This window comes from Tersicoccus solisilvae, assembly GCF_014643255.1.
GTDB lineage: Bacteria > Actinomycetota > Actinomycetes > Actinomycetales > Micrococcaceae > Tersicoccus > Tersicoccus solisilvae.
In genome coordinates, this window is sequence record NZ_BMJI01000015.1 from 1 (window position 1) to 17603 (window position 17603).

Genomic DNA, 17603 nt, shown 5'->3' on the forward strand with positions numbered 1-17603 from the left:
CACCACCCCGTGAACGACGAAGCGGGGCCCTCCCCGGCCAGGAAGGGCCCCGCTTCACCCTGCCCCCTTGACAGGAACGACTACATATCAGTCGACCCGGCGGAGAATCTTCTCCATCGGGCGACCCTTCGCGAGTTCGTCGACGAGCTTGTCGAGGTAACGGATGCGGCGCATCAACGGGTCCGCGACCTCCTGCACCTTCACCCCGCACACCGAGCCGGTGATCCGCGCGGAGGCCGGGTTCAGCGTCGCGGCGGCGAAGAAGTCCGCGAAGGTCGTCCCGTCCCGCAGATGACGCTCCAGGGTGGCCTGATCGAAGCCGGTCAGCCACCGGATGACCTCATCGACCTCGGATCGGGTGCGGCCCTTTCGCTCCGCCTTGGCGACGTAGAGCGGGTGGACCGACGCGACGCTCGAGGTGAAGATGCGGCTCATGCCCTCAGGCTAGAGCGCGTGGGCCGCCGGAGCGGCGACCGGCGGGCGACCCGCGACCTCACGGTACCGCGGTCAGTCGGCCGCGACGACCTTGAGCAGCGTGCGCAGATTGCGCGTCGTGGTGGTCTCCTTGAAGCGTTTCTTCGCCGACACCTTCGTCAGGGGCGACGCGAGCGTTCCCCCCACCGGCGCCGTCCAGGCGATGGCGTACCGGTCCAGCCGTACCGGCTCGTCGCCTCCGGCCGCCACCGCGGCGGCCACCAGCTCGTCGAGCGCCGCCGGGTCGGACGCCAGCGTGACGTAGGCGTGCTCGTCCGCCGAGTCGGCGGGGAACGGGCAGGCGGCCGCGATCCGCTCCACCGCCTTCCGGGACAGCACCACCACCCAGGCGTCGTAGCCGAACGCGTCCCGGAGCCGCTGCTCGATCGTGGCCTTGGCCTCCGCTGCACTCAGCGTCGTCGAACAGAGCACGTTGCCGGAGGCGAGCAGGGTTCGCACCTCGGTGAGCGGGTCGTCGTCGAGGGCGGCGCGCAGCTTCGCCGAGGTGATGGTCACCCCGCCGACGTTGACGCCGCGCAGGAAGACGGCGAAGCGGTTCACGCGCGCCCGCGCCGTGGGGCGGCGGAGAGGCCGTCCGCCGAGAGCTGCTCGGCGGCATCCCCGAGTCCGTCCGCGCCGGCCTCGGCGGCCGACCGCAGGGCGTCGGTCAGCTGCCGGGCGGAGCGCACGACGACGTCGGCGTGCAGCCGGCCCGGCTGCCGGGTGAGCCGTTCGATCGGCCCGGAGATCGAGACGGCGGCGATCACCCGGCCGGACGGGGCCCGCACCGGGGCGGAGACCGACCCGACGCCGGGCTCCCGTTCGGCCAGGCTCTGCGCCCAGCCGCGGCGGCGCACCCCGGCGAGCACGGTGGGGGTGAAGCGGGCGCCCTGCAGACCCTCGAGCAGGCGATCGTGGTCCTCCCACGCCAGCAGCACCTGGGCGGCCGAGCCGGCCCGCATGGACAGCTGGGTGCCGACGGGAATGGTGTCGCGCAGGCCGATCGGGCGTTCGGCCGACGCGACGCACACGCGCCGATCGCCCTGCCGGCGGTACAGCTGGGCGCTCTCCCCGGTCGCGTCCCGCAGGCCGATCAGCACCGGACCGGCGGCGGCGGTGAGCCGGTCCTCGCCGGCGGCCGCGGCGAGCTCCACCAGCCGGGAGCCGAGCACGAAGCGGCCCTGCACGTCCCGGCCCACCAGGCGATGGTGCACGAGGGCGAGCGCGAGGCGGTGCACGGTCGGGCGCGCGAGCCCGGTCGCCGTGACCAGCTGGGCGAGCGTCGTCGGCCCCGCCTCCAGCGCATCGAGCACGAGAACCGCTTTGTCGATGACGCCGACTCCACTAGAGTTGTCCATGTACTGATATTGCCGTCTCAATATTCGAGACGCAAGCCCGGCTCGGGAACGGCCGGACACGACGACGAAGGAGTGAGGGTCGTGGGCAGGACACTGGCGGAGAAGGTATGGGACGACCACGTCGTGCGACGGGGCGAGGACGGCCAGCCCGATCTCCTCTACATCGACCTCCACATGCTCCACGAGGTGACCTCGCCGCAGGCGTTCGAGGGGCTGCGCCTGGCCGGCCGGCCGCTGCGCCGGCCCGACCTCACGATCGCCACGGAGGACCACAACACCCCCACGATCGCCATCGACAAGCCGATCGCCGATCCGACCAGCCGCACCCAGATCGAGACCCTGCGCGCCAACTGCGCGGAGTTCGGCGTCCGGCTGCACTCCCTCGGCGACGCCGAGCAGGGCATCGTGCACGTCGTCGGTCCCCAGCTGGGGCTCACCCAGCCGGGGCAGACGGTCGTCTGCGGCGACTCCCACACCTCCACGCACGGTGCCTTCGGGGCGCTGGCGTTCGGCATCGGCACGTCCGAGGTGGAGCACGTGATGGCCACCCAGACGCTGCCCCTGAAGCCGTTCAGGACGATGGCGATCACCGTCGAGGGCGAGCTGGGCGAGGGGGTCAGTGCCAAGGACATCATCCTGGCCGTGATCGCCAGGATCGGCACCGGCGGCGGGCAGGGCTACGTCCTGGAGTACCGCGGTTCCGCGATCCGGGCCCTGTCCATGGAGGCCCGGATGACGATCTGCAACATGTCCATCGAGGCCGGTGCCCGCGCCGGCATGGTGGCCCCGGACCAGACCACCTTCGACTACGTCGCCGGCCGGCCGCACGCGCCCACCGGTGCCGACTGGGACGACGCCGTCGCCGCCTGGTCGCAGCTGCACACCGACGACGACGCCGTGTTCGACGCCGAGGTGTTCCTGGACGCGAACAGCCTGGAGCCGTTCGTCACGTGGGGGACCAACCCCGGGCAGGGTGTCTCGCTCTCCGAGACCGTGCCCGACCCCGAGAGCTTCGGCGACGAGGACACCAAGGCCGGCGCCCGGCGGGCGCTGGAGTACATGGATCTGACCGCCGGGACCCCGATGAAGGACATCCGCGTCGACACCGTGTTCCTCGGGTCGTGCACCAACAGCCGGATCGAGGACCTGCGCGCCGCCGCCGACGTCATCCGCGGCCGCACGAAGGACCCGGCCGTGCGCATGATGGTGGTGCCGGGATCGGCCCGGGTCCGGCTGCAGGCCGAGGCCGAGGGCCTGGACCGCGTGTTCACCGACTTCGGCGCCGACTGGCGCTTCGCGGGCTGCTCGATGTGCCTGGGCATGAACCCGGACCAGCTGGCGCCGGGGGAGCGCTGCGCGTCCACGTCGAACCGCAACTTCGAGGGCCGGCAGGGCAAGGGCGGCCGCACCCACCTGGTGTCCCCGGTGGTCGCGGCCGCGACCGCGGTGCGCGGCACCCTGTCCTCGCCGCTGGACCTGCCCCCCGCCGGCACGCCGGTCTCGCCCGCGCCCGAGCCCGTCGCCGTCTGAGAGGAGACACCCATGGACAAGTTCAGCAGCCACCGCGGCATCGGCGTGCCCCTGCGCCGATCGAACGTCGACACCGACCAGATCATCCCCGCCGTCTACCTCAAGCGGATCACCCGCACGGGGTTCGAGGACGGGCTGTTCGCCGGCTGGCGCAAGGACGAGGACTTCATCCTCAACCGGGAGCCGTACGCCCGCGGCAGCGTGCTCGTCGCCGGACCCGACTTCGGCACGGGCTCCAGCCGGGAACACGCCGTGTGGGCCCTGAAGGACTACGGCTTCGCCGCCGTGCTCTCCTCCCGGTTCGCCGACATCTTCCGCGGCAACGCGGGCAAGCAGGGCCTGGTCACCGCGCAGCTGGGGCAGGCCGACATCGAGCTGATCCTCAAGGAGCTGGAGAACGCGCCGGGCACCGAGGTCGACGTCGACCTGGTGAACCAGGTCGTCACCTGCGGCTCGATCGTCGCCCCGTTCGAGATCGACGCGTACACGCGGTGGCGCTTGATGGAGGGCCTCGACGACATCGGCCTGACCCTGCGCCACGCGGACGACATCGCCGCCTTCGAGGCGCAGCGGCCCGCGTACAAGCCGACCACGCTGCCCGTCCGGTGAGCCGCGTCATCGCCGCCCGTGTCGCGCGTGAGCAGCGACCGCCGCGCTGACCTGCGCCCGCGATCGGCTCGTGCCGTGGTGAACGCCACGAGCCGATCGGGATGATCAGCGCGTCCTCCCGTGTTGCACCGGGGTGCGTGCGTCATGCTCTTATGCTTGACGTCAGGCCGGCGGGCGCCGTCCCGCCGACGACAGTGCTGACAGCAGCAGAGCAGTATCGATGAACGAGGTCTTGATCCATGGCACGTGTGTTGACGATCCGGGGTGGTGTTCCCCTGGCCGGTCGGGTGACCGTCCGCGGCGCGAAGAACCTGGTTCCCAAGGCCATGGTGGCGGCCCTGCTCGGCAACGAGCCCTCCGTGCTGCGCAACGTCCCGGAGATCAAGGACGTCACCGTCGTGACGAATCTGCTCAAGCTGCACGGCGTGGAGGTGGCGAAGGACCCGGTCAGCGGCGATCTCACCCTCGACCCGACGCACGCGACGCAGGCGAACCGCGCCGACATCGACGCGCACGCCGGGGACTCCCGGATCCCGATCCTTCTGGTCGGGCCGCTGATCCACAGCATCGGCGAGGCGTTCATCCCGGACCTCGGCGGCTGTCGCATCGGGGATCGGCCCATCGACTTCCACCTGTCCGTGCTGCGCAAGTTCGGTGCCATCGTGGAGAAGGGTGACGCCGGCATCCACATCACCGCCCCGCGCGGCCTCAAGGGCGCCAAGCTCGAGCTGCCGTTCCCGTCGGTCGGCGCCACCGAGCAGGTCCTGCTCTCGGCGACCCGCGCCGAGGGCATCACGGAGCTGCGCAACGCCGCGACGGAGCCCGAGATCCTCGACCTGATCGCCGTGCTGCAGAAGATGGGCGCCATCATCAGCGTCCTGACCGACCGCACCATCCGCATCGAGGGCGTCAAGAGCCTCGGCGGTTACCAGCACCGGGCCCTGCCGGACCGCATCGAGTCCGCGTCGTGGGCCTCGGCGGCCCTGGTCACCCGCGGCGACATCTACGTCGAGGGTGCCAAGCAGCAGGACATGATGACCTACCTGAACGTGTTCCGGAAGATCGGCGGCGCGTTCGACATCGACGACGCCGGCATCCGGTTCTACCACCCGGGCGGCAAGCTCAGCCCCCTCGTCCTCGAGACGGACGTGCACCCCGGGTTCATGACGGACTGGCAGCAGCCCCTCGTCGTCGCGCTGACCCAGGCGGACGGCGTCTCCATCGTGCACGAGACGGTGTACGAGAACCGGTTCGGCTTCACCGACGCCCTGGTGCGGATGGGCGCGAACGTCCAGCTGCACCGCGAGTGCCTCGGCAGCGTGCCGTGCCGATTCGGGCAGCGCAACTTCCTGCACTCCGCCGTCATCTCCGGCCCCACCCAGCTCAAGGGCACCGACATCGACGTGCCGGACCTGCGGGGCGGATTCAGCCACCTGATCGCGGCGCTGGCCGCGACCGGCACCTCGCACGTGACCGGCATCGAGCTGATCAACCGCGGGTACGAGCGGTTCACGGAGAAGCTGGAGGGCCTCGGCGCCGACTTCGACCTGACCACCACCGATCGCTGACACCGCCCGCTGCAGTGCAGCAGTGGCACGGGAGGATGACGTGACGCCGCAGAACGCGCCTGTCGACAGTCGGCAGATCTGGACGTTCCGGAGCCTGGCCGCCGTCGTGCGGCCCGGCCTCAACGCCCTGATCTCCCACACGTGGCGGGGCGCCGAGCGACTGCCCCGGGACACCGGTTTCATCGTGGTGCCCAACCACGTCACCGAGATCGACCCCCTGATCGTGGGCCACTTCCTCTACAACCAGGGGGTGTTGCCGCACTTCCTGGCCAAGGAGTCCCTGTTCCGCGTGCCCGGCCTCGCGGCCCTGCTCCGCTGGACCGGGCAGGTGCCCGTCTCGCGCGGCGCGACGACGGCGGGCGGTTCACTGGAGGTCAGCCGGCGCGTGATCGACGAGGGCGGGGGGATCATCGTCTACCCCGAGGGCACGCTGACCCGCGACCCGGACCTGTGGCCCATGCGGGGACGTACCGGGGCGGCACGGCTCGCGCTGCGGACCGGCGCCCCGGTCGTGCCGGTCGTGCACTGGGGCGCCCAGGACCTGTTCCCGCGCTACGCCAAGCGGCTGCACCCCTTCCCGCGCAAGCACGTCACGGTGGTCGTCGGCGACCCGGTGGACCTCTCCGAGTTCGCCGGGCAGCCGCTGACCCGCACCGTGCTCGCCGCCGCGACCGAGAAGATCATGGCCGCCATCACCGACGAGCTGGCCCGGCTGCGCGGTGAGGAGCCGCCGGCCGTCCGCTGGGATCCGGACCAGCATGGTCAGCCCGCCACCGGCCGCCACTTCGACGCCGGGACCGACGGCGCCGGTGCCACCGAGGCCGGCACCGAGGCCGCGGGCGACCGCGCGGACGACCGGTGACGCCGGCCCGCTTCTCGCGGATCGCGGTCATCGGCGCCGGCAGCTGGGGCACCACGTTCGCCAAGATCCTCGCGGACACGGCAGCGGCCTCCGCCGAACCGGGGCAGCCGACCGAGGTGCGGATCTGGGGGCGTCGCACCGCCGTCGTCGAGGACATCACGACCCGGCACCGCAACGACGCGTACCTGCCCGGCATCGCCCTGCCGACCACGCTGACCGCGTCCACCGACCTGCCCGGCGTCCTGCACGGGGCGGACCTCGTCGTCCTCGCCGTGCCGGCGCAGTCGCTGCGCGCCCAGCTGCCCCGGATCCGGGAGCTGCTCGCCCCGGACGCCGTCGTCGTGTCCCTGATGAAGGGGCTCGAGCTGCACACCAACGCCCGGATGAGCGAGGTGATCACCGCCGGGCTCGGCCTGCCGGCCGAGCGCGTCGTGGTGGTCTCCGGGCCGAACCTGGCGATGGAGATCGCCCGGGAGTCGCCGACCGCGTCCGTGGTGGCCTGCGCCGACGAAGCCGTCGCCGCGCGGGTGGCGGCCGCCTGCTCCCCGTCCTACTTCCGGCCCTACACCAACACCGACGTGGTCGGCGTGGAGTTCGGCGGCATCGTCAAGAACGTGATCGCGCTCGCCGTGGGCATCTGCGAGGGCCGGCAGATGGGGGACAACGCGAAGGCGTCCGTCATCACCCGCGGCCTGGCCGAGACCACCCGGCTCGCGCTCGCCCTCGGGGGACGGGTGGAGACGATGGCCGGGCTCGCCGGCCTCGGCGACCTCGTGGCCACCTGCTCCTCGCCGTTGAGCCGCAACCACACCGCCGGCCGGCTGCTCGCCACCGGCCTGAGCGCCGAGCAGGTCACCGCGACGATGCGGCAGACCGCCGAGGGCGTCAAGTCGGCCCGCCCGGTGCTCGACCTCGGCCGCAGCCTCGGCGTGCGGATGCCGATCACCGAGAACGTCGTCGCGGTGCTGGACGGGGAGATCTCCGTCGACGAGCTCGCCCCGCGCCTGCTCGACCGCGACCTGAAATCCGAAGGAGAACAGTGACCGAATCCGCCCAGCCCGGGACCGCCGCTCGCGGACAGGACGGGAGGATCCGCGTCGCCGTGCTGTTCGGGGGTCGGTCCAGCGAGCACGCCGTCAGCTGCGTCACCGCCGCCGGCGTGCTGCGCGCCATGGACCGCCGCCGGTACGACGTCGTGCCCATCGGGATCAGCCGGTCCGGCCAGTGGGTGCAGATGGACGACGCGCGGGTGCAGGCCTTCAGCCTCGACGGCGGTGCCCTGCCGGCCATCGAGGACGCGCACGCCACCGTGGTCACCGCGCCGGGTGCCGGCTCGCACGAGCTGCTCGTGACCGCGCCCGGCGAGCCGCCGCGCAGCCTCGGCACCGTCGACGTCGTGTTCCCGCTGCTGCACGGCCCGTTCGGGGAGGACGGCACCATCCAGGGAATGCTCGACCTGCTCGGCGTGCCGTACGTCGGTGCGGGCGTGCTCGCCAGCGCCGTCGGCATGGACAAGGACTTCATGAAGATCGTGTTCGAGCACGCCGGCCTGCCGGTGGGCCCGTACGAGTCGATCACCGACCGGCAGTGGGCGAACGACCGGGCCGGCTGCCTGGATCGGGTGGCCCGGCTCGGCCTGCCGGTGTTCGTCAAGCCGGCCCGCGCCGGATCGAGCATGGGCATCACGCGGGTGACGGACCCGGCGGCGCTGGAGGCCGCGATCGAGACGGCCCGCGAGCACGACCCCAAGGTGGTCGTCGAGGCCGGCATCGTCGGGCGGGAGATCGAGTGCGCCGTGCTGGATCGCCCCGCGCCCGAGCGACCGATCGCGAGCCTGCCCGGGGAGATCGTCGTCGCCGACGGGCAGCACGCCTTCTACGACTTCGACGCCAAGTACGTCGACGCCGCCGCGGCCGAGCTGAGCTGCCCGGCGGACCTGCCCGCCGAGGCGACCGCCCGGATCCGGCAGCTGGCCGTCGAGGCGTTCGAGGCGATCGCGGCCGAGGGGCTCTCCCGGGTGGACTTCTTCTACACGCCCGAGGGCGACCTGCTGGTCAACGAGATCAACACGATGCCCGGTTTCACCCCCATCTCGATGTACCCGCAGATGTGGGCCGCCACCGGGGTGGACTATCCCGAGCTGATCGACCGGTTGCTGGAGCTGGCGCTGGGGCGGAGCACGGGGCTGCGCTGACCGCGGTCGAGTCGAGTCGGGGCGGGTTCGGCGCCGGTCAGCCGGTGCTCGGCAGCGGGACGTCCCGCACGTCCAGGCACTGACGGGTCCGGGGCAGGGCCGAGACCGGGCCGGCCAGCTCGACCAGCACGGTGCTGGACGCCGCGCGGCTGGTGTCCAGCAGCAGCTCCACCGCCGGTTCGCGCCCGTACGTGGTCAGTCGCCAGGTGTCGTTCTTCTCCTGGACGGCGATCCAGTCGACACCGTTGACGCTGACGCAGCGCTCCGTCGTCGGTCCCGGCGGGCGGACGCCGCACCGCAGCACCGCCGCCGAGGGGTCGCCCCAGGCGGCGGTGGCCTGGCTGGTCGTGGTGCGCCGGGTCTTGCCGGCGAGCTCGTGCGGCAGGGCGATCATCACGGGCGCACACCGCGGGTCGTTGGACTGCGCGGCCGGGGCCACGTCCACGGTCGGAGCACACCCGGTGAGAGTCGCCGCGATGCCGGTGACGGCGACGACGGCCGCCGTGCGGGTGCGGTCGATCCGGCCGGGCCGGTTCCAGGCCCTCCGGCCGGCTCCCGCGTCGTCCGCGGTCGGGGCGGCGGACGGACGGGGGCGGAGACGGAACGGCACAGCGCGAGCCTATCGGGGTTCGACCCGCGGACAGAGCGCTGGCGAGGCACGTCGCCGGTCGCCGTGAGCCGCCCCACCGGGACGCGGGCAAGATCACCGGCGGCGTGCAGCATCCGGCCAGCGGCACCCCTTAGGATCGTCAGGACCTTTGACGTCGCGTGACCGGGCCGGGCCCGGATGCAGGAGGACAGATGGACGAGCCGGGCACGGCGGACACCCGCCCGCTGGGGCCGCACGCGGCCTCCGAGCAGCGGGTCGCCGCCAGGAAGAAGCTCCGCCGCAGGCGCCTCACCCGCACGATCGTGCTCGCGGTGATCGCCGTCGTCGCGATCGTCGCCATCGTGATCGGCACGTACGTCGGCGGCATCGCCCGTACCTTCGACGAGAAGACGGTGAAGCTGGAGAAGGTCTTCCCCGACGGGGACCGGCCCGAGGCGGCCGGCGGGGGCGCCCGCAACATCCTGCTGCTGGGCAGCGACACCCGGGGCAGCCTCGCCGACCTCAACAACGCCGACGGCAGCGACCAGCGCGCCGACACCATCATGCTCGTGCACATCCCCTCGGACGGGAAGGGCATGTACGCCATGTCGATCATGCGCGACTCCTGGGTGGACATCCCCGGCTCCGGGGAGGGCAAGATCAACTCCGCCATGGCGATCGGCGGCATCCCCCTGCTGGTACAGACCCTCGAGGGCATGCTCGGCACCCGCATCGACAACGTGACCGCCCTGGACTTCGCCGGCTTCGAGAAGCTGACCGACGCCATCGGCGGCGTCAGCGTCAACGTGCCCCAGGACTTCAAGGCCATCGACGGGCTCGAGTTCACGGCGGGGGAGCAGGTGCTCGACGGCGCCCACGCGCTCGCGTTCGTCCGGGAGCGGCACGCGTTCACCGACGGCGACTACCAGCGGGTGAAGGACCAGCAGCTCTACCTGAAGTCGCTGATGAACACGCTGCTCTCCCCGGCCGTGCTCGCGAACCCGGGCATGGTCGCGAACGCCGTCTCGGAGTTCTCCCCCTACCTCGGCGTCGACCGCACGCTCACGTCCGGCGAGCTGATGGGCCTGGGCTGGAAGCTGCGCAGCGTGCGCGGCGGGGACGTGCACATGTTCACCCTGCCGAACTCCGGCACCTCCTTCTCCAGCGACGGCCAGTCGATCATCGTGGTCGACGAGCAGGCCGTGGCGGAGGTGGGCAAGGCGCTGCGGGACGACACCATGGCCCAGTACATCGCCGACCACCCGGACGGTCAGTAGTCCCGGCCGGTGGGCGGACCGCCCGCGGGGAATCGTCGGTGCACCCGGTTAGGGTCGGGTGCATGACCAGCTCGGGCGCGCCGGCGCCATCCGATCCGCCCCCCGGCCTCGGCGACCAGGGGGATCCCGCCACCCGCGTCGGGGCCCTGAGCGAGGCGCAGCTGCTGGCGGCGTTCCTGCCGCGGCTGCCGCAGGCAGCCCCGGAGCACGGGCACGACGTCGGCAACGGCGACGACGCGGCGGTCCTGCGGATCGGCGACGAGCGCGTCGTCGTCACCGTCGACACGCTCGTCCAGGACCTGGACTACCGCGCCGTCTGGCCGAACGGGCGCGTCACGCTCGGCCACGACGTCGGGTTCAAGGGCGTCGCCCAGAACCTCTCCGACCTCAACGCCATGGCCGCACACCCCGTCGGGCTCCTGGTCAGTCTCGCCATGCCGCCAGGCACCCCGGTGGACTGGGTGCTCTCGCTGGCCGACGGCATCGCGGACGCCGTGCGCGCGCTCGGCGCGCAGGGCTGCACGGTGGCCGGCGGTGACCTCTCCGGCGCGCGGGAGGTGGTGCTGACGATCACCGCCCTGGGCCGGCTGGACGAGGCCGGCCCGGTGCTGCGCAGCGGTGCCCGTCCCGGCGACGAAATCGCGGTCACGGGGCGCGTGGGGGAGGCCGCCGCGGGCCTGGCGCTGCTGGACGCCGCGGTACCGGCCGGCACGGCCCAGGGCACGACCGGGCGGGAGCGGGCGCTGGTCGAGGAGCTCGTGCTCGCCCAGCTGCGTCCCCGGCCGCCGCTGGGAGCCGGGGCCGTTGCCGCCCGCGCCGGCGCGCATGCGCTGATGGACGTCTCCGACGGCCTCGTCCGCGACGGCGAACGGCTCGCCCGGGCCAGCGGCGTGCGCGTCGACCTGGACACCGCGCGGCTGGCCCCGTTCGCCGACCGGCTCGCCCCGGCCGCCGCCCTGCTCGGTGCCGATCCGCTGCGCTGGTGCCTCACCGGCGGGGAGGATTTCGGACTGCTCGCGGCCTTCCCACCGGGCACCGTCCCGCCCGGATTCACTGCGATAGGCTCGGTCGCGGACGGCCCCGCGGAACTGCTGGTCGACGGTCGTCCGTCGCCGACGACAGGATGGGATCACTTTGCAGCCTAGGGCCGGGTCCTCCACCGCGGTCATCCACCGCTGGCTGACCCACGCCGAGGCCGTCCTGACCGACCACCGCAGCGAGCTGAACGCCATCAACGTCTTCCCGGTGCCGGACTCGGACACCGGGTCCAACCTGGTCCAGACCGTGACCGCCGCCGTGGCCGGCCTGCCGGCGATCCCGCAGCCGCCCCATCACGGGGAGGACCGCGCCGCGAACGGCGTCGTCGACCTGGGGGCCATCCTCGGGGCGGCCGGCGCCCAGGCGTTGGAGCACGCCCGCGGCAACTCCGGCACCATCCTCGCCGTCATGCTCAGCGCCATGGCCGAACCGCTGGCGGGGCAGTCCCGGCTCACTCCCCCCACCCTCGCCGCCGCTCTCGAACGCGCCAGCGTGCGCTGCTGGTCCGCGCTCAGCGACCCCGTCCCCGGCACCATGCTCTCGGTGATCGAGGCGGCCGCGGCGGCGTGCGCCCGGCACGCCTCGGGCCGTGACGGCGACGAGAGCCACGCCGGCCTGGTCGCCGTGCTCGACGGCGTGCTCGACGCGGCGGCGACCGCGGTCGAGGCCACCGAGGAGCAGAACGACGTCCTGGCGCGCGCCCGCGTCGTCGACTCCGGCGCCGTCGGTCTGCTGCTCATCCTGCAGTGCCTGCGCTGGGCGTTGACCGGCGACCCGGTGGCCGTCGAGCCCCTCGAACACCTCGACGGCCTCGACCACGGCGGCCACGTCGAGGCGATGGACGGCGTCGAGATCATGTGCAGCATCAACCTCAGCCCCCTCGACGCCGCCAGCCTGCGCATCGCGCTCGACGAGCTGGGCGACTCGGTGATCCTCACCGCCATCACCCCGGTCGGGGAGCAGTCCGCCGGGGTCGCCGGCTCCGGTACGGCCGGCGCTGGTACGGCCGGCTCTGGTACTGCCGGCTCTGGTACTGCCGGCTCTGGTACTGCGTACCGGTGGCGTCTGCACGCGCACGTCCCCCACGACGCCCACGACCGCGCGCTCGCCGTCATCAGCGGCAGCGGCAGCCCGGAGAACCTGGTGGTCTCCTCGCTGCGCGCCGAGGAGACGCCGGAGCCGCACCAGTGACCGGGCCGGCGCCGCAGCGCCGGCGCTCCGCCTCCGCACCGAGGATCCTCGACCCGCGGGCGCACCGGCTCGACCGCGTCCTCGGCAAGGCCAACGCCACCAAACTGGAGAAGGGCCTCGGCCTGCGCACGGTCGGGGCCCTGCTGAACCACTTCCCGCGCCGCTATCTGGAGCGCGGGGAACTCCAGAGCATCGCCGGGCTGCCCATCGACGAGGAGGTCACCCTCATCGCGGAGGTCCTCTCCAGCTCGCAGCGACCCATGCGCAACCGGCGCGGCAGCATCGTCGAGGTCGTCATCACCGACCGGGACGCGCTGCGGCCCGGCACCCTGACCCTCTCCTTCTTCTCCGGCTACCAGGCCTTCCGGGACCTGCAACCGGGGGTGACGGCGCTGTTCAGCGGCAAGGTCAGCGTCTACCGGCACCAGCCGACGCTGACCAACCCCCACTACCTCCTCCTCGAGGACGACACGACGGGCGAGGACCTGGCGAACCGGCCCATCCCGGTCTACCCGGCCACGGCGACGCTCACCAGCTGGTGGGTCGCCCAACGGGTCGCCACCGTGCTCGCCCACCTGGGCATCACGGGCGACCCGGACGACGCCGTGCGCCTGCCCGACGTCGTGCCCGCCGGGATCGCCGCGCGCGAACACCTCGGCGACCTCGTCACCGCCTACCGCGACATCCACGCCCCCGCCGAGGTCGCCGACGCCTACCGGGCCCGGCACCGGTTCCGGTACCAGGAGGCGCTCATCCTACAGACGGCGCTCGCCCGGCGCCGGGCCGAGCAGCAGGCGCAGGTCGCGGTGGGGCGGCCCCGGCGGGACGACGGGCTGCTGGCGGACTTCGACGCCGTCCTGCCCTTCACCCTCACCACGGGGCAGCGGGAGGTGGGGGAGAGCCTGGACGCGGCGCTGTCCGCCGACCATCCGATGAACGCCCTGCTGCAGGGCGAGGTGGGCTCCGGCAAGACCCTGGTGGCGCTGCGGGCCATGCTGCAGGTGGTCGATGCGGGTGGGCAGGCGGCCCTGCTCGCCCCCACCGAGGTGCTCGCCGCCCAGCATCACGCCTCCATCACCTCGACCCTCGGCCCGCTCGCCCAGGCCGGCATGCTCGGTGGTGCCGAGCACGCCACCCGGGTCGTGCTGCTCACCGGGAGCATGTCCACCGCCGCGCGCCGCGAAGCGCTGCTCGCCGCGGCGTCCGGGGAGGCCGGCATCGTCGTCGGCACGCACGCGCTGCTGTCCGAGACCGTCCAGTTCGCCGAGCTGGGCCTCGTCGTCGTCGACGAACAGCACCGGTTCGGCGTCGAACAGCGGGACACGCTGCGCACCCGGGCCGGCGTGCCACCGCACCTGCTCGTCATGACCGCCACGCCCATCCCGCGCACCGTCGCCATGACCGTCTTCGGGGATCTCGGCACGCTCTTCCTCGACGGGCTGCCCGCCGGCCGCGCCCCCATCGACACCCACATCGTCCCGCTCACCGAGCACCCCGTGTGGCGGGAGCGGATCTGGCAGCGCGCCCGCGAGGAGGTCGACGCCGGCCGGCAGGTCTACGTCGTCTGTCCCAAGATCGAGGGCGACGGCACCGGGGCCCGGGCCGGCGGCTTCGACGACGGCGACGGCGTGGAGCTCGAGCTGGCCACGGACGACGACGGCCCGGACTCGAAACGCGCGCCGCTGGCCTCCGTCGAGGACACCGCCGCGGCGCTGCGGCGGGCGCCCGCGCTGGCCGGGGTGCGGATCGGCGAGCTGCACGGCCGGCTCGACCCCGGCGACAAGGTCGCGACCATGGCCGCCTTCCACCGCGGCGATCTGGACGTCCTCGTGTCCACGACCGTCATCGAGGTCGGGGTCGACGTCGCCCGCGCCACCCTGATGGTGATCCTCGACGCCGACCGGTTCGGCATCTCGCAGCTGCACCAGCTGCGCGGCCGCGTGGGCCGCGGGGGACTGCCCGGGACGTGCCTGCTCGTCACCTCCCTCGAGGAGGGTCACCCGTCCCGCGCCCGGCTCGATGCCGTCGCGAGCACGACCGACGGCTTCCGGCTCGCCGAGGAGGACCTCAAGCTGCGACGCGAGGGCGACATCCTCGGCGCCCGCCAGTCCGGCGGCCGGTCCACGCTCAAGCTGCTGCGGGTGATCGAGGACGAGAAGATCATCGTCGCGGCCCGGCAGGACGCGCAGGCCATCATCGAGGACGATCCCGGGCTCACGGGCCACCCCGTGCTGGCCGGCGCCATCGACGACTACCTCGACCCCGAGGCCGAGGAGTGGCTGGACCGTGGCTGACGACAGGGCCCGGAACCGGGTGCGCACCGCGACCGACGCGACGAATGCCGTCCGGCAGGGGGCGGCATGAGCCGGATCATCGCCGGGATCGCCGGTGGGCGCGCCCTGGCCTCCGTGCCCGGGGACCACACGCGCCCGACGACGGACCGGGTCAAGGAGTCACTGTTCTCCGGCCTGGAGGCCGCCGACGCGATCCGCGGGGCGTTGGTGCTGGACCTGTTCGCCGGGTCCGGCGCGCTCGGCCTCGAGGCCCTCAGCCGGGGCGCCCGCCGGGCCACCCTCGTCGAGGCGGCTCGTCGGGCCGCCGACGTCTGCCGCCGCAACGCGCGCCTGCTGCAGGCGGAGCTCGGTCCCGCGGCCGTGCGGGTCAGGCAGGAGAAGGCCGCGTCGTTCCTCGCCGAGCCGGACCCGCACGGCTGGGATCTGGTCTTCCTCGACCCGCCCTATCCGATGCCCGAGCCCGAGCTCGCGGGCGTGCTGGCCCTGCTGCGCCCGGCCCTGGCCGCCGGTGCCCTGGTCGTCGTCGAGCGCTCCTCCCGGTCCCCGGAGCCGACCTGGCCGGACGGCCTCGAACCCGTCCGCGACCGGAAGTACGGCGAGACCCGGCTCTGGTACGCCTCGCCGGCCTGAGCGCCGCCCGGACCGCGCCCTGCCTGCCCCGGCGCGGGCAACGCCGTCAGCCGGCCGACCCGAAGGCCGTGAGCCGTCGCACCGCCTCGGCCAGCACGTCCTCCCGCTTGCAGAACGCGAACCGGATCAGCCGGGATGCCGTCGCGGCCGCCGCGCTGCCGGGATGGCAGAACGCGGTGAGCGGGATGGCGGCGACCCCGGCCGCGGCCGGCAGCCGCCGGCAGAGCGCCGCGCCGTCCGCGACGTCACCACCGAGCAGCGGCGTCGCATCGGCGACGACGAAGTAGGTGCCCGCCGGCACGGTGACCGCGAACCCCGCGCCGCGCAGGCCGTCGACGAGCAGGTCGCGCTTGCGCTGCAGGGTGGTGGCCAGGCCGGTGTAGACGTCGTCGCCCAGTCCCAGGCCCAGCGCCACCGCACCCTGCAGGGGGCTGCCCGAGGAATAGGTCAGGAACTGCTTGACCGTGCGCACCGCCGCGACCAGCGGTGCCGGTCCCGTCAGCCAGCCGACCTTCCAACCGGTCACCGAGAACGTCTTGCCGGCGGAGGAGATGGTCAGGGTGCGTTCCGCGGCGCCGGGCAGGGTCGCCACCGGCACGTGCCGCAACCCGTCGAACGTGAGGTGCTCGTACACCTCGTCGGTGACGATGATCGCGTCGTGCCGGGCCGCCGCCTCCACGAGGGGCGCCAGCACGTCGGCCCCGAACAGGGAACCGGTCGGGTTGTGCGGGTTGTTGAGCAGGACGACCCGGGTGCGGTCGGTGACGGCGGCGGCCAGCTCCTCCGGGTCGGGCAGGAAGTCGGGTTCGCGCAGCGGCACGGTGGTGTGCCGGGCGCCCGTCAGCTCGATCAGGGCGCCGTACGAGTCGTAGAACGGCTCGACGGTCAGCACCTCGTCGCCGGGCCCGGCGAAGGCGAGCAGCGCGGCCGCGATCGCCTCGGTGGCCCCGGTGGTGACGATGACCTCCTCGGCCGGATCCACGGTCAGCCCGTAGAACCGCCGTTGGTGGGCGGCGATCGCCTCCCGCAGCACCGGCACGCCGCGACCGGGCGCGTACTGGTTGGCGCCGTCGGCGATGGCGCGCCGGGCCGCCTCCAGCATGGCGGCGGGACCGTCCTCGTCCGGGAACCCCTGGCCGAGGTTCACCGCGTCGTGCGCGCCCGCCAGCGCCGTCATCTCCTCGAAGATCGTCCCCGCCAGCGTGCCGTCCGCGTCGAGCAGGTTCGCGCCCCGCGCGGCCCGCTGCCAGGGGGCGACCGGGGTGCCGGTGTTCGTCGTCGTCATGGGACCAGTCTGTTCCCTCCGGTGCCGCCGATCCATCTCGCGCGCCCGGTGGCGGCGCGCGGATGACGCCGCCACCCTGCCCGTGAGGCGGGCCGTCGGTACCATGCGGAGTATGCGTCGCGCCGTCTGTCCCGGATCCTTCGACCCCCTGCACAACGGGCACCTGGAGATCATCGCCCGGGCCAGCAACCTCTTCGACGAGATCATCGTGGCGGTGTCCACCAACCCGGCCAAGCGGTACCGGTTCAGCCTGGACGAACGGCTGCAGATGGCGCGGGAGACGCTGTCCGCGCTGCGGGGCATCACCATCGAGGCGATGGGGGAGGGCCTGCTCGCCGACTTCTGCCGCCGGCACGGGGCCGACGCCATCGTCAAGGGGGTGCGGACGTCCGCCGACCTGACGTTCGAGGTGCCGATGGCGACCATGAACCGGCACCTGACCGGCGTCGAGACGGTGTTCCTCGCCGCCGACCCGGCGTACGTGCACCTCTCCTCGACCCTGCTCAAGGAGGTCGGCTCCCTCGGCGGGGACATCTCCGGATTCGTGCCCCGCTCGGTGTACCGGCGGATGACCGCACCACCCGCCGGACGCGCCTGACCGGCCCGCTTTTGAGGTATCGGGGTCCGGCGGGCTAGAATGGTCAGTCGGTCATCTGTTCTTTTTCGGGAGTCGTCATCAGCCGCCCTCATCAGCGCCAGGCACA

Annotated in this window: 17 protein-coding genes; 12 read left to right on the top strand and 5 right to left on the bottom strand. The window is 73.1% G+C overall.

Features of this window, described 5'->3' with window-relative positions:
- Positions 1–87: 87 nt before the first annotated feature.
- From IEX22_RS11170 to IEX22_RS11180, 3 genes are all read right to left on the bottom strand, one after another.
- Positions 88–435, bottom strand: a complete 348-nt coding sequence (locus tag IEX22_RS11170; protein WP_188668494.1) for a DUF2200 domain-containing protein — start codon at positions 433–435, stop codon at positions 88–90.
- A gap of 72 nt (positions 436–507) precedes the next feature.
- On the bottom strand, positions 508–1035 hold the full coding sequence (locus tag IEX22_RS11175) for a DUF1697 domain-containing protein (protein ID WP_188668495.1): 528 nt from the start codon (positions 1033–1035) through the stop codon (positions 508–510).
- Positions 1032–1832: an IclR family transcriptional regulator gene (locus IEX22_RS11180; protein ID WP_188668496.1), complete on the bottom strand. Its 801-nt coding sequence runs from the start codon at positions 1830–1832 to the stop codon at positions 1032–1034. The genes IEX22_RS11175 and IEX22_RS11180 overlap by 4 nt, the downstream gene beginning before the upstream one ends.
- Before the next feature lie 81 nt (positions 1833–1913).
- Between IEX22_RS11180 and leuC the strand changes: the two genes are divergently transcribed.
- The 6 genes from leuC to IEX22_RS11210 all read left to right on the top strand — a co-directional run bounded on the left by leuC (position 1914) and on the right by IEX22_RS11210 (position 8595).
- The gene (gene leuC, locus IEX22_RS11185) at positions 1914–3362 is read left to right on the top strand and encodes a 3-isopropylmalate dehydratase large subunit (protein ID WP_188668497.1); all 1449 of its coding nucleotides are present in this window, start codon (positions 1914–1916) and stop codon (positions 3360–3362) included.
- 12 nt (positions 3363–3374) lie between these two features.
- The gene (gene leuD, locus IEX22_RS11190; protein WP_188668498.1) at positions 3375–3971 is read left to right on the top strand and encodes a 3-isopropylmalate dehydratase small subunit; all 597 of its coding nucleotides are present in this window, start codon (positions 3375–3377) and stop codon (positions 3969–3971) included.
- A 239-nt stretch (positions 3972–4210) separates the two neighbouring features.
- Positions 4211–5539, top strand: a complete 1329-nt coding sequence (murA, locus tag IEX22_RS11195) for a UDP-N-acetylglucosamine 1-carboxyvinyltransferase (protein WP_188668499.1) — start codon at positions 4211–4213, stop codon at positions 5537–5539.
- A gap of 40 nt (positions 5540–5579) precedes the next feature.
- Positions 5580–6401 carry a lysophospholipid acyltransferase family protein gene (locus tag IEX22_RS11200; protein ID WP_229659970.1) on the top strand — a complete coding sequence of 274 codons (822 nt, stop codon included), beginning with the start codon at positions 5580–5582 and terminating at the stop codon, positions 6399–6401.
- Positions 6398–7444: an NAD(P)H-dependent glycerol-3-phosphate dehydrogenase gene (locus IEX22_RS11205; protein ID WP_188668500.1), complete on the top strand. Its 1047-nt coding sequence runs from the start codon at positions 6398–6400 to the stop codon at positions 7442–7444. The genes IEX22_RS11200 and IEX22_RS11205 overlap by 4 nt, the downstream gene beginning before the upstream one ends.
- A complete protein-coding gene (locus IEX22_RS11210; protein WP_229659971.1) occupies positions 7441–8595 on the top strand; it encodes a D-alanine--D-alanine ligase family protein in 1155 nt (384 codons plus the stop codon). The genes IEX22_RS11205 and IEX22_RS11210 overlap by 4 nt, the downstream gene beginning before the upstream one ends.
- 37 nt (positions 8596–8632) lie before the next feature.
- On the opposite strand, the gene IEX22_RS11215 is transcribed toward IEX22_RS11210, so the two are convergent.
- On the bottom strand, positions 8633–9205 hold the full coding sequence (locus IEX22_RS11215; RefSeq protein ID WP_229659972.1) for a DUF3515 domain-containing protein: 573 nt from the start codon (positions 9203–9205) through the stop codon (positions 8633–8635).
- A gap of 191 nt (positions 9206–9396) precedes the next feature.
- Here IEX22_RS11215 and IEX22_RS11220 point away from each other — a divergent pair, with 191 nt between their 5' ends.
- The 5 genes from IEX22_RS11220 to rsmD all read left to right on the top strand — a co-directional run bounded on the left by IEX22_RS11220 (position 9397) and on the right by rsmD (position 15614).
- Complete coding sequence (locus tag IEX22_RS11220) at positions 9397–10461, top strand: LCP family protein (RefSeq protein WP_188668501.1); 1065 nt, start codon at positions 9397–9399, stop codon at positions 10459–10461.
- A gap of 62 nt (positions 10462–10523) precedes the next feature.
- Entirely contained in the window at positions 10524–11606 is a 1083-nt protein-coding gene (thiL, locus tag IEX22_RS11225; protein ID WP_188668502.1) for a thiamine-phosphate kinase, read from the top strand.
- A complete protein-coding gene (locus tag IEX22_RS11230) occupies positions 11596–12690 on the top strand; it encodes a DAK2 domain-containing protein (RefSeq protein WP_229659973.1) in 1095 nt (364 codons plus the stop codon). The genes thiL and IEX22_RS11230 overlap by 11 nt, the downstream gene beginning before the upstream one ends.
- Positions 12691–12734: 44 nt before the next feature.
- Positions 12735–14984 (top strand): ATP-dependent DNA helicase RecG, encoded by a 2250-nt coding sequence (locus IEX22_RS11235; protein ID WP_188668558.1) that lies wholly within the window; start codon positions 12735–12737, stop codon positions 14982–14984.
- A 66-nt stretch (positions 14985–15050) separates the two neighbouring features.
- Positions 15051–15614: a 16S rRNA (guanine(966)-N(2))-methyltransferase RsmD gene (gene rsmD, locus IEX22_RS11240; RefSeq protein WP_188668503.1), complete on the top strand. Its 564-nt coding sequence runs from the start codon at positions 15051–15053 to the stop codon at positions 15612–15614.
- A gap of 46 nt (positions 15615–15660) precedes the next feature.
- Here rsmD and IEX22_RS11245 read toward each other — a convergent pair whose 3' ends face one another.
- Positions 15661–16899, bottom strand: coding sequence for an aminotransferase class I/II-fold pyridoxal phosphate-dependent enzyme (locus tag IEX22_RS11245; protein WP_188668504.1), 1239 nt, complete (start codon positions 16897–16899; stop codon positions 15661–15663).
- A 112-nt stretch (positions 16900–17011) separates the two neighbouring features.
- On the opposite strand from IEX22_RS11245, the gene coaD reads away from it, so the two are divergent.
- Entirely contained in the window at positions 17012–17497 is a 486-nt protein-coding gene (gene coaD, locus IEX22_RS11250) for a pantetheine-phosphate adenylyltransferase (protein ID WP_188668505.1), read from the top strand.
- The last annotated feature ends 106 nt before the right edge of the window (positions 17498–17603 follow it).

What these genes read in the sequence shown, in the direction of transcription:
- thiL (WP_188668502.1), top strand. Translation starts at nt 10,524, where the DNA reads ATGACCAGCTCGGGCGCGCCGGCGCCATCCGATCCGCCCCCCGGCCTC.
- leuD (WP_188668498.1), top strand. Translation starts at nt 3,375, where the DNA reads ATGGACAAGTTCAGCAGCCACCGCGGCATCGGCGTGCCCCTGCGCCGA.
- IEX22_RS11170 (WP_188668494.1), bottom strand. Translation starts at nt 435, where the DNA reads ATGAGCCGCATCTTCACCTCGAGCGTCGCGTCGGTCCACCCGCTCTAC.
- IEX22_RS11220 (WP_188668501.1), top strand. Translation starts at nt 9,397, where the DNA reads ATGGACGAGCCGGGCACGGCGGACACCCGCCCGCTGGGGCCGCACGCG.
- IEX22_RS11180 (WP_188668496.1), bottom strand. Translation starts at nt 1,832, where the DNA reads ATGGACAACTCTAGTGGAGTCGGCGTCATCGACAAAGCGGTTCTCGTG.
- IEX22_RS11245 (WP_188668504.1), bottom strand. Translation starts at nt 16,899, where the DNA reads ATGACGACGACGAACACCGGCACCCCGGTCGCCCCCTGGCAGCGGGCC.
- murA (WP_188668499.1), top strand. Translation starts at nt 4,211, where the DNA reads ATGGCACGTGTGTTGACGATCCGGGGTGGTGTTCCCCTGGCCGGTCGG.
- rsmD (WP_188668503.1), top strand. Translation starts at nt 15,051, where the DNA reads ATGAGCCGGATCATCGCCGGGATCGCCGGTGGGCGCGCCCTGGCCTCC.
- coaD (WP_188668505.1), top strand. Translation starts at nt 17,012, where the DNA reads ATGCGTCGCGCCGTCTGTCCCGGATCCTTCGACCCCCTGCACAACGGG.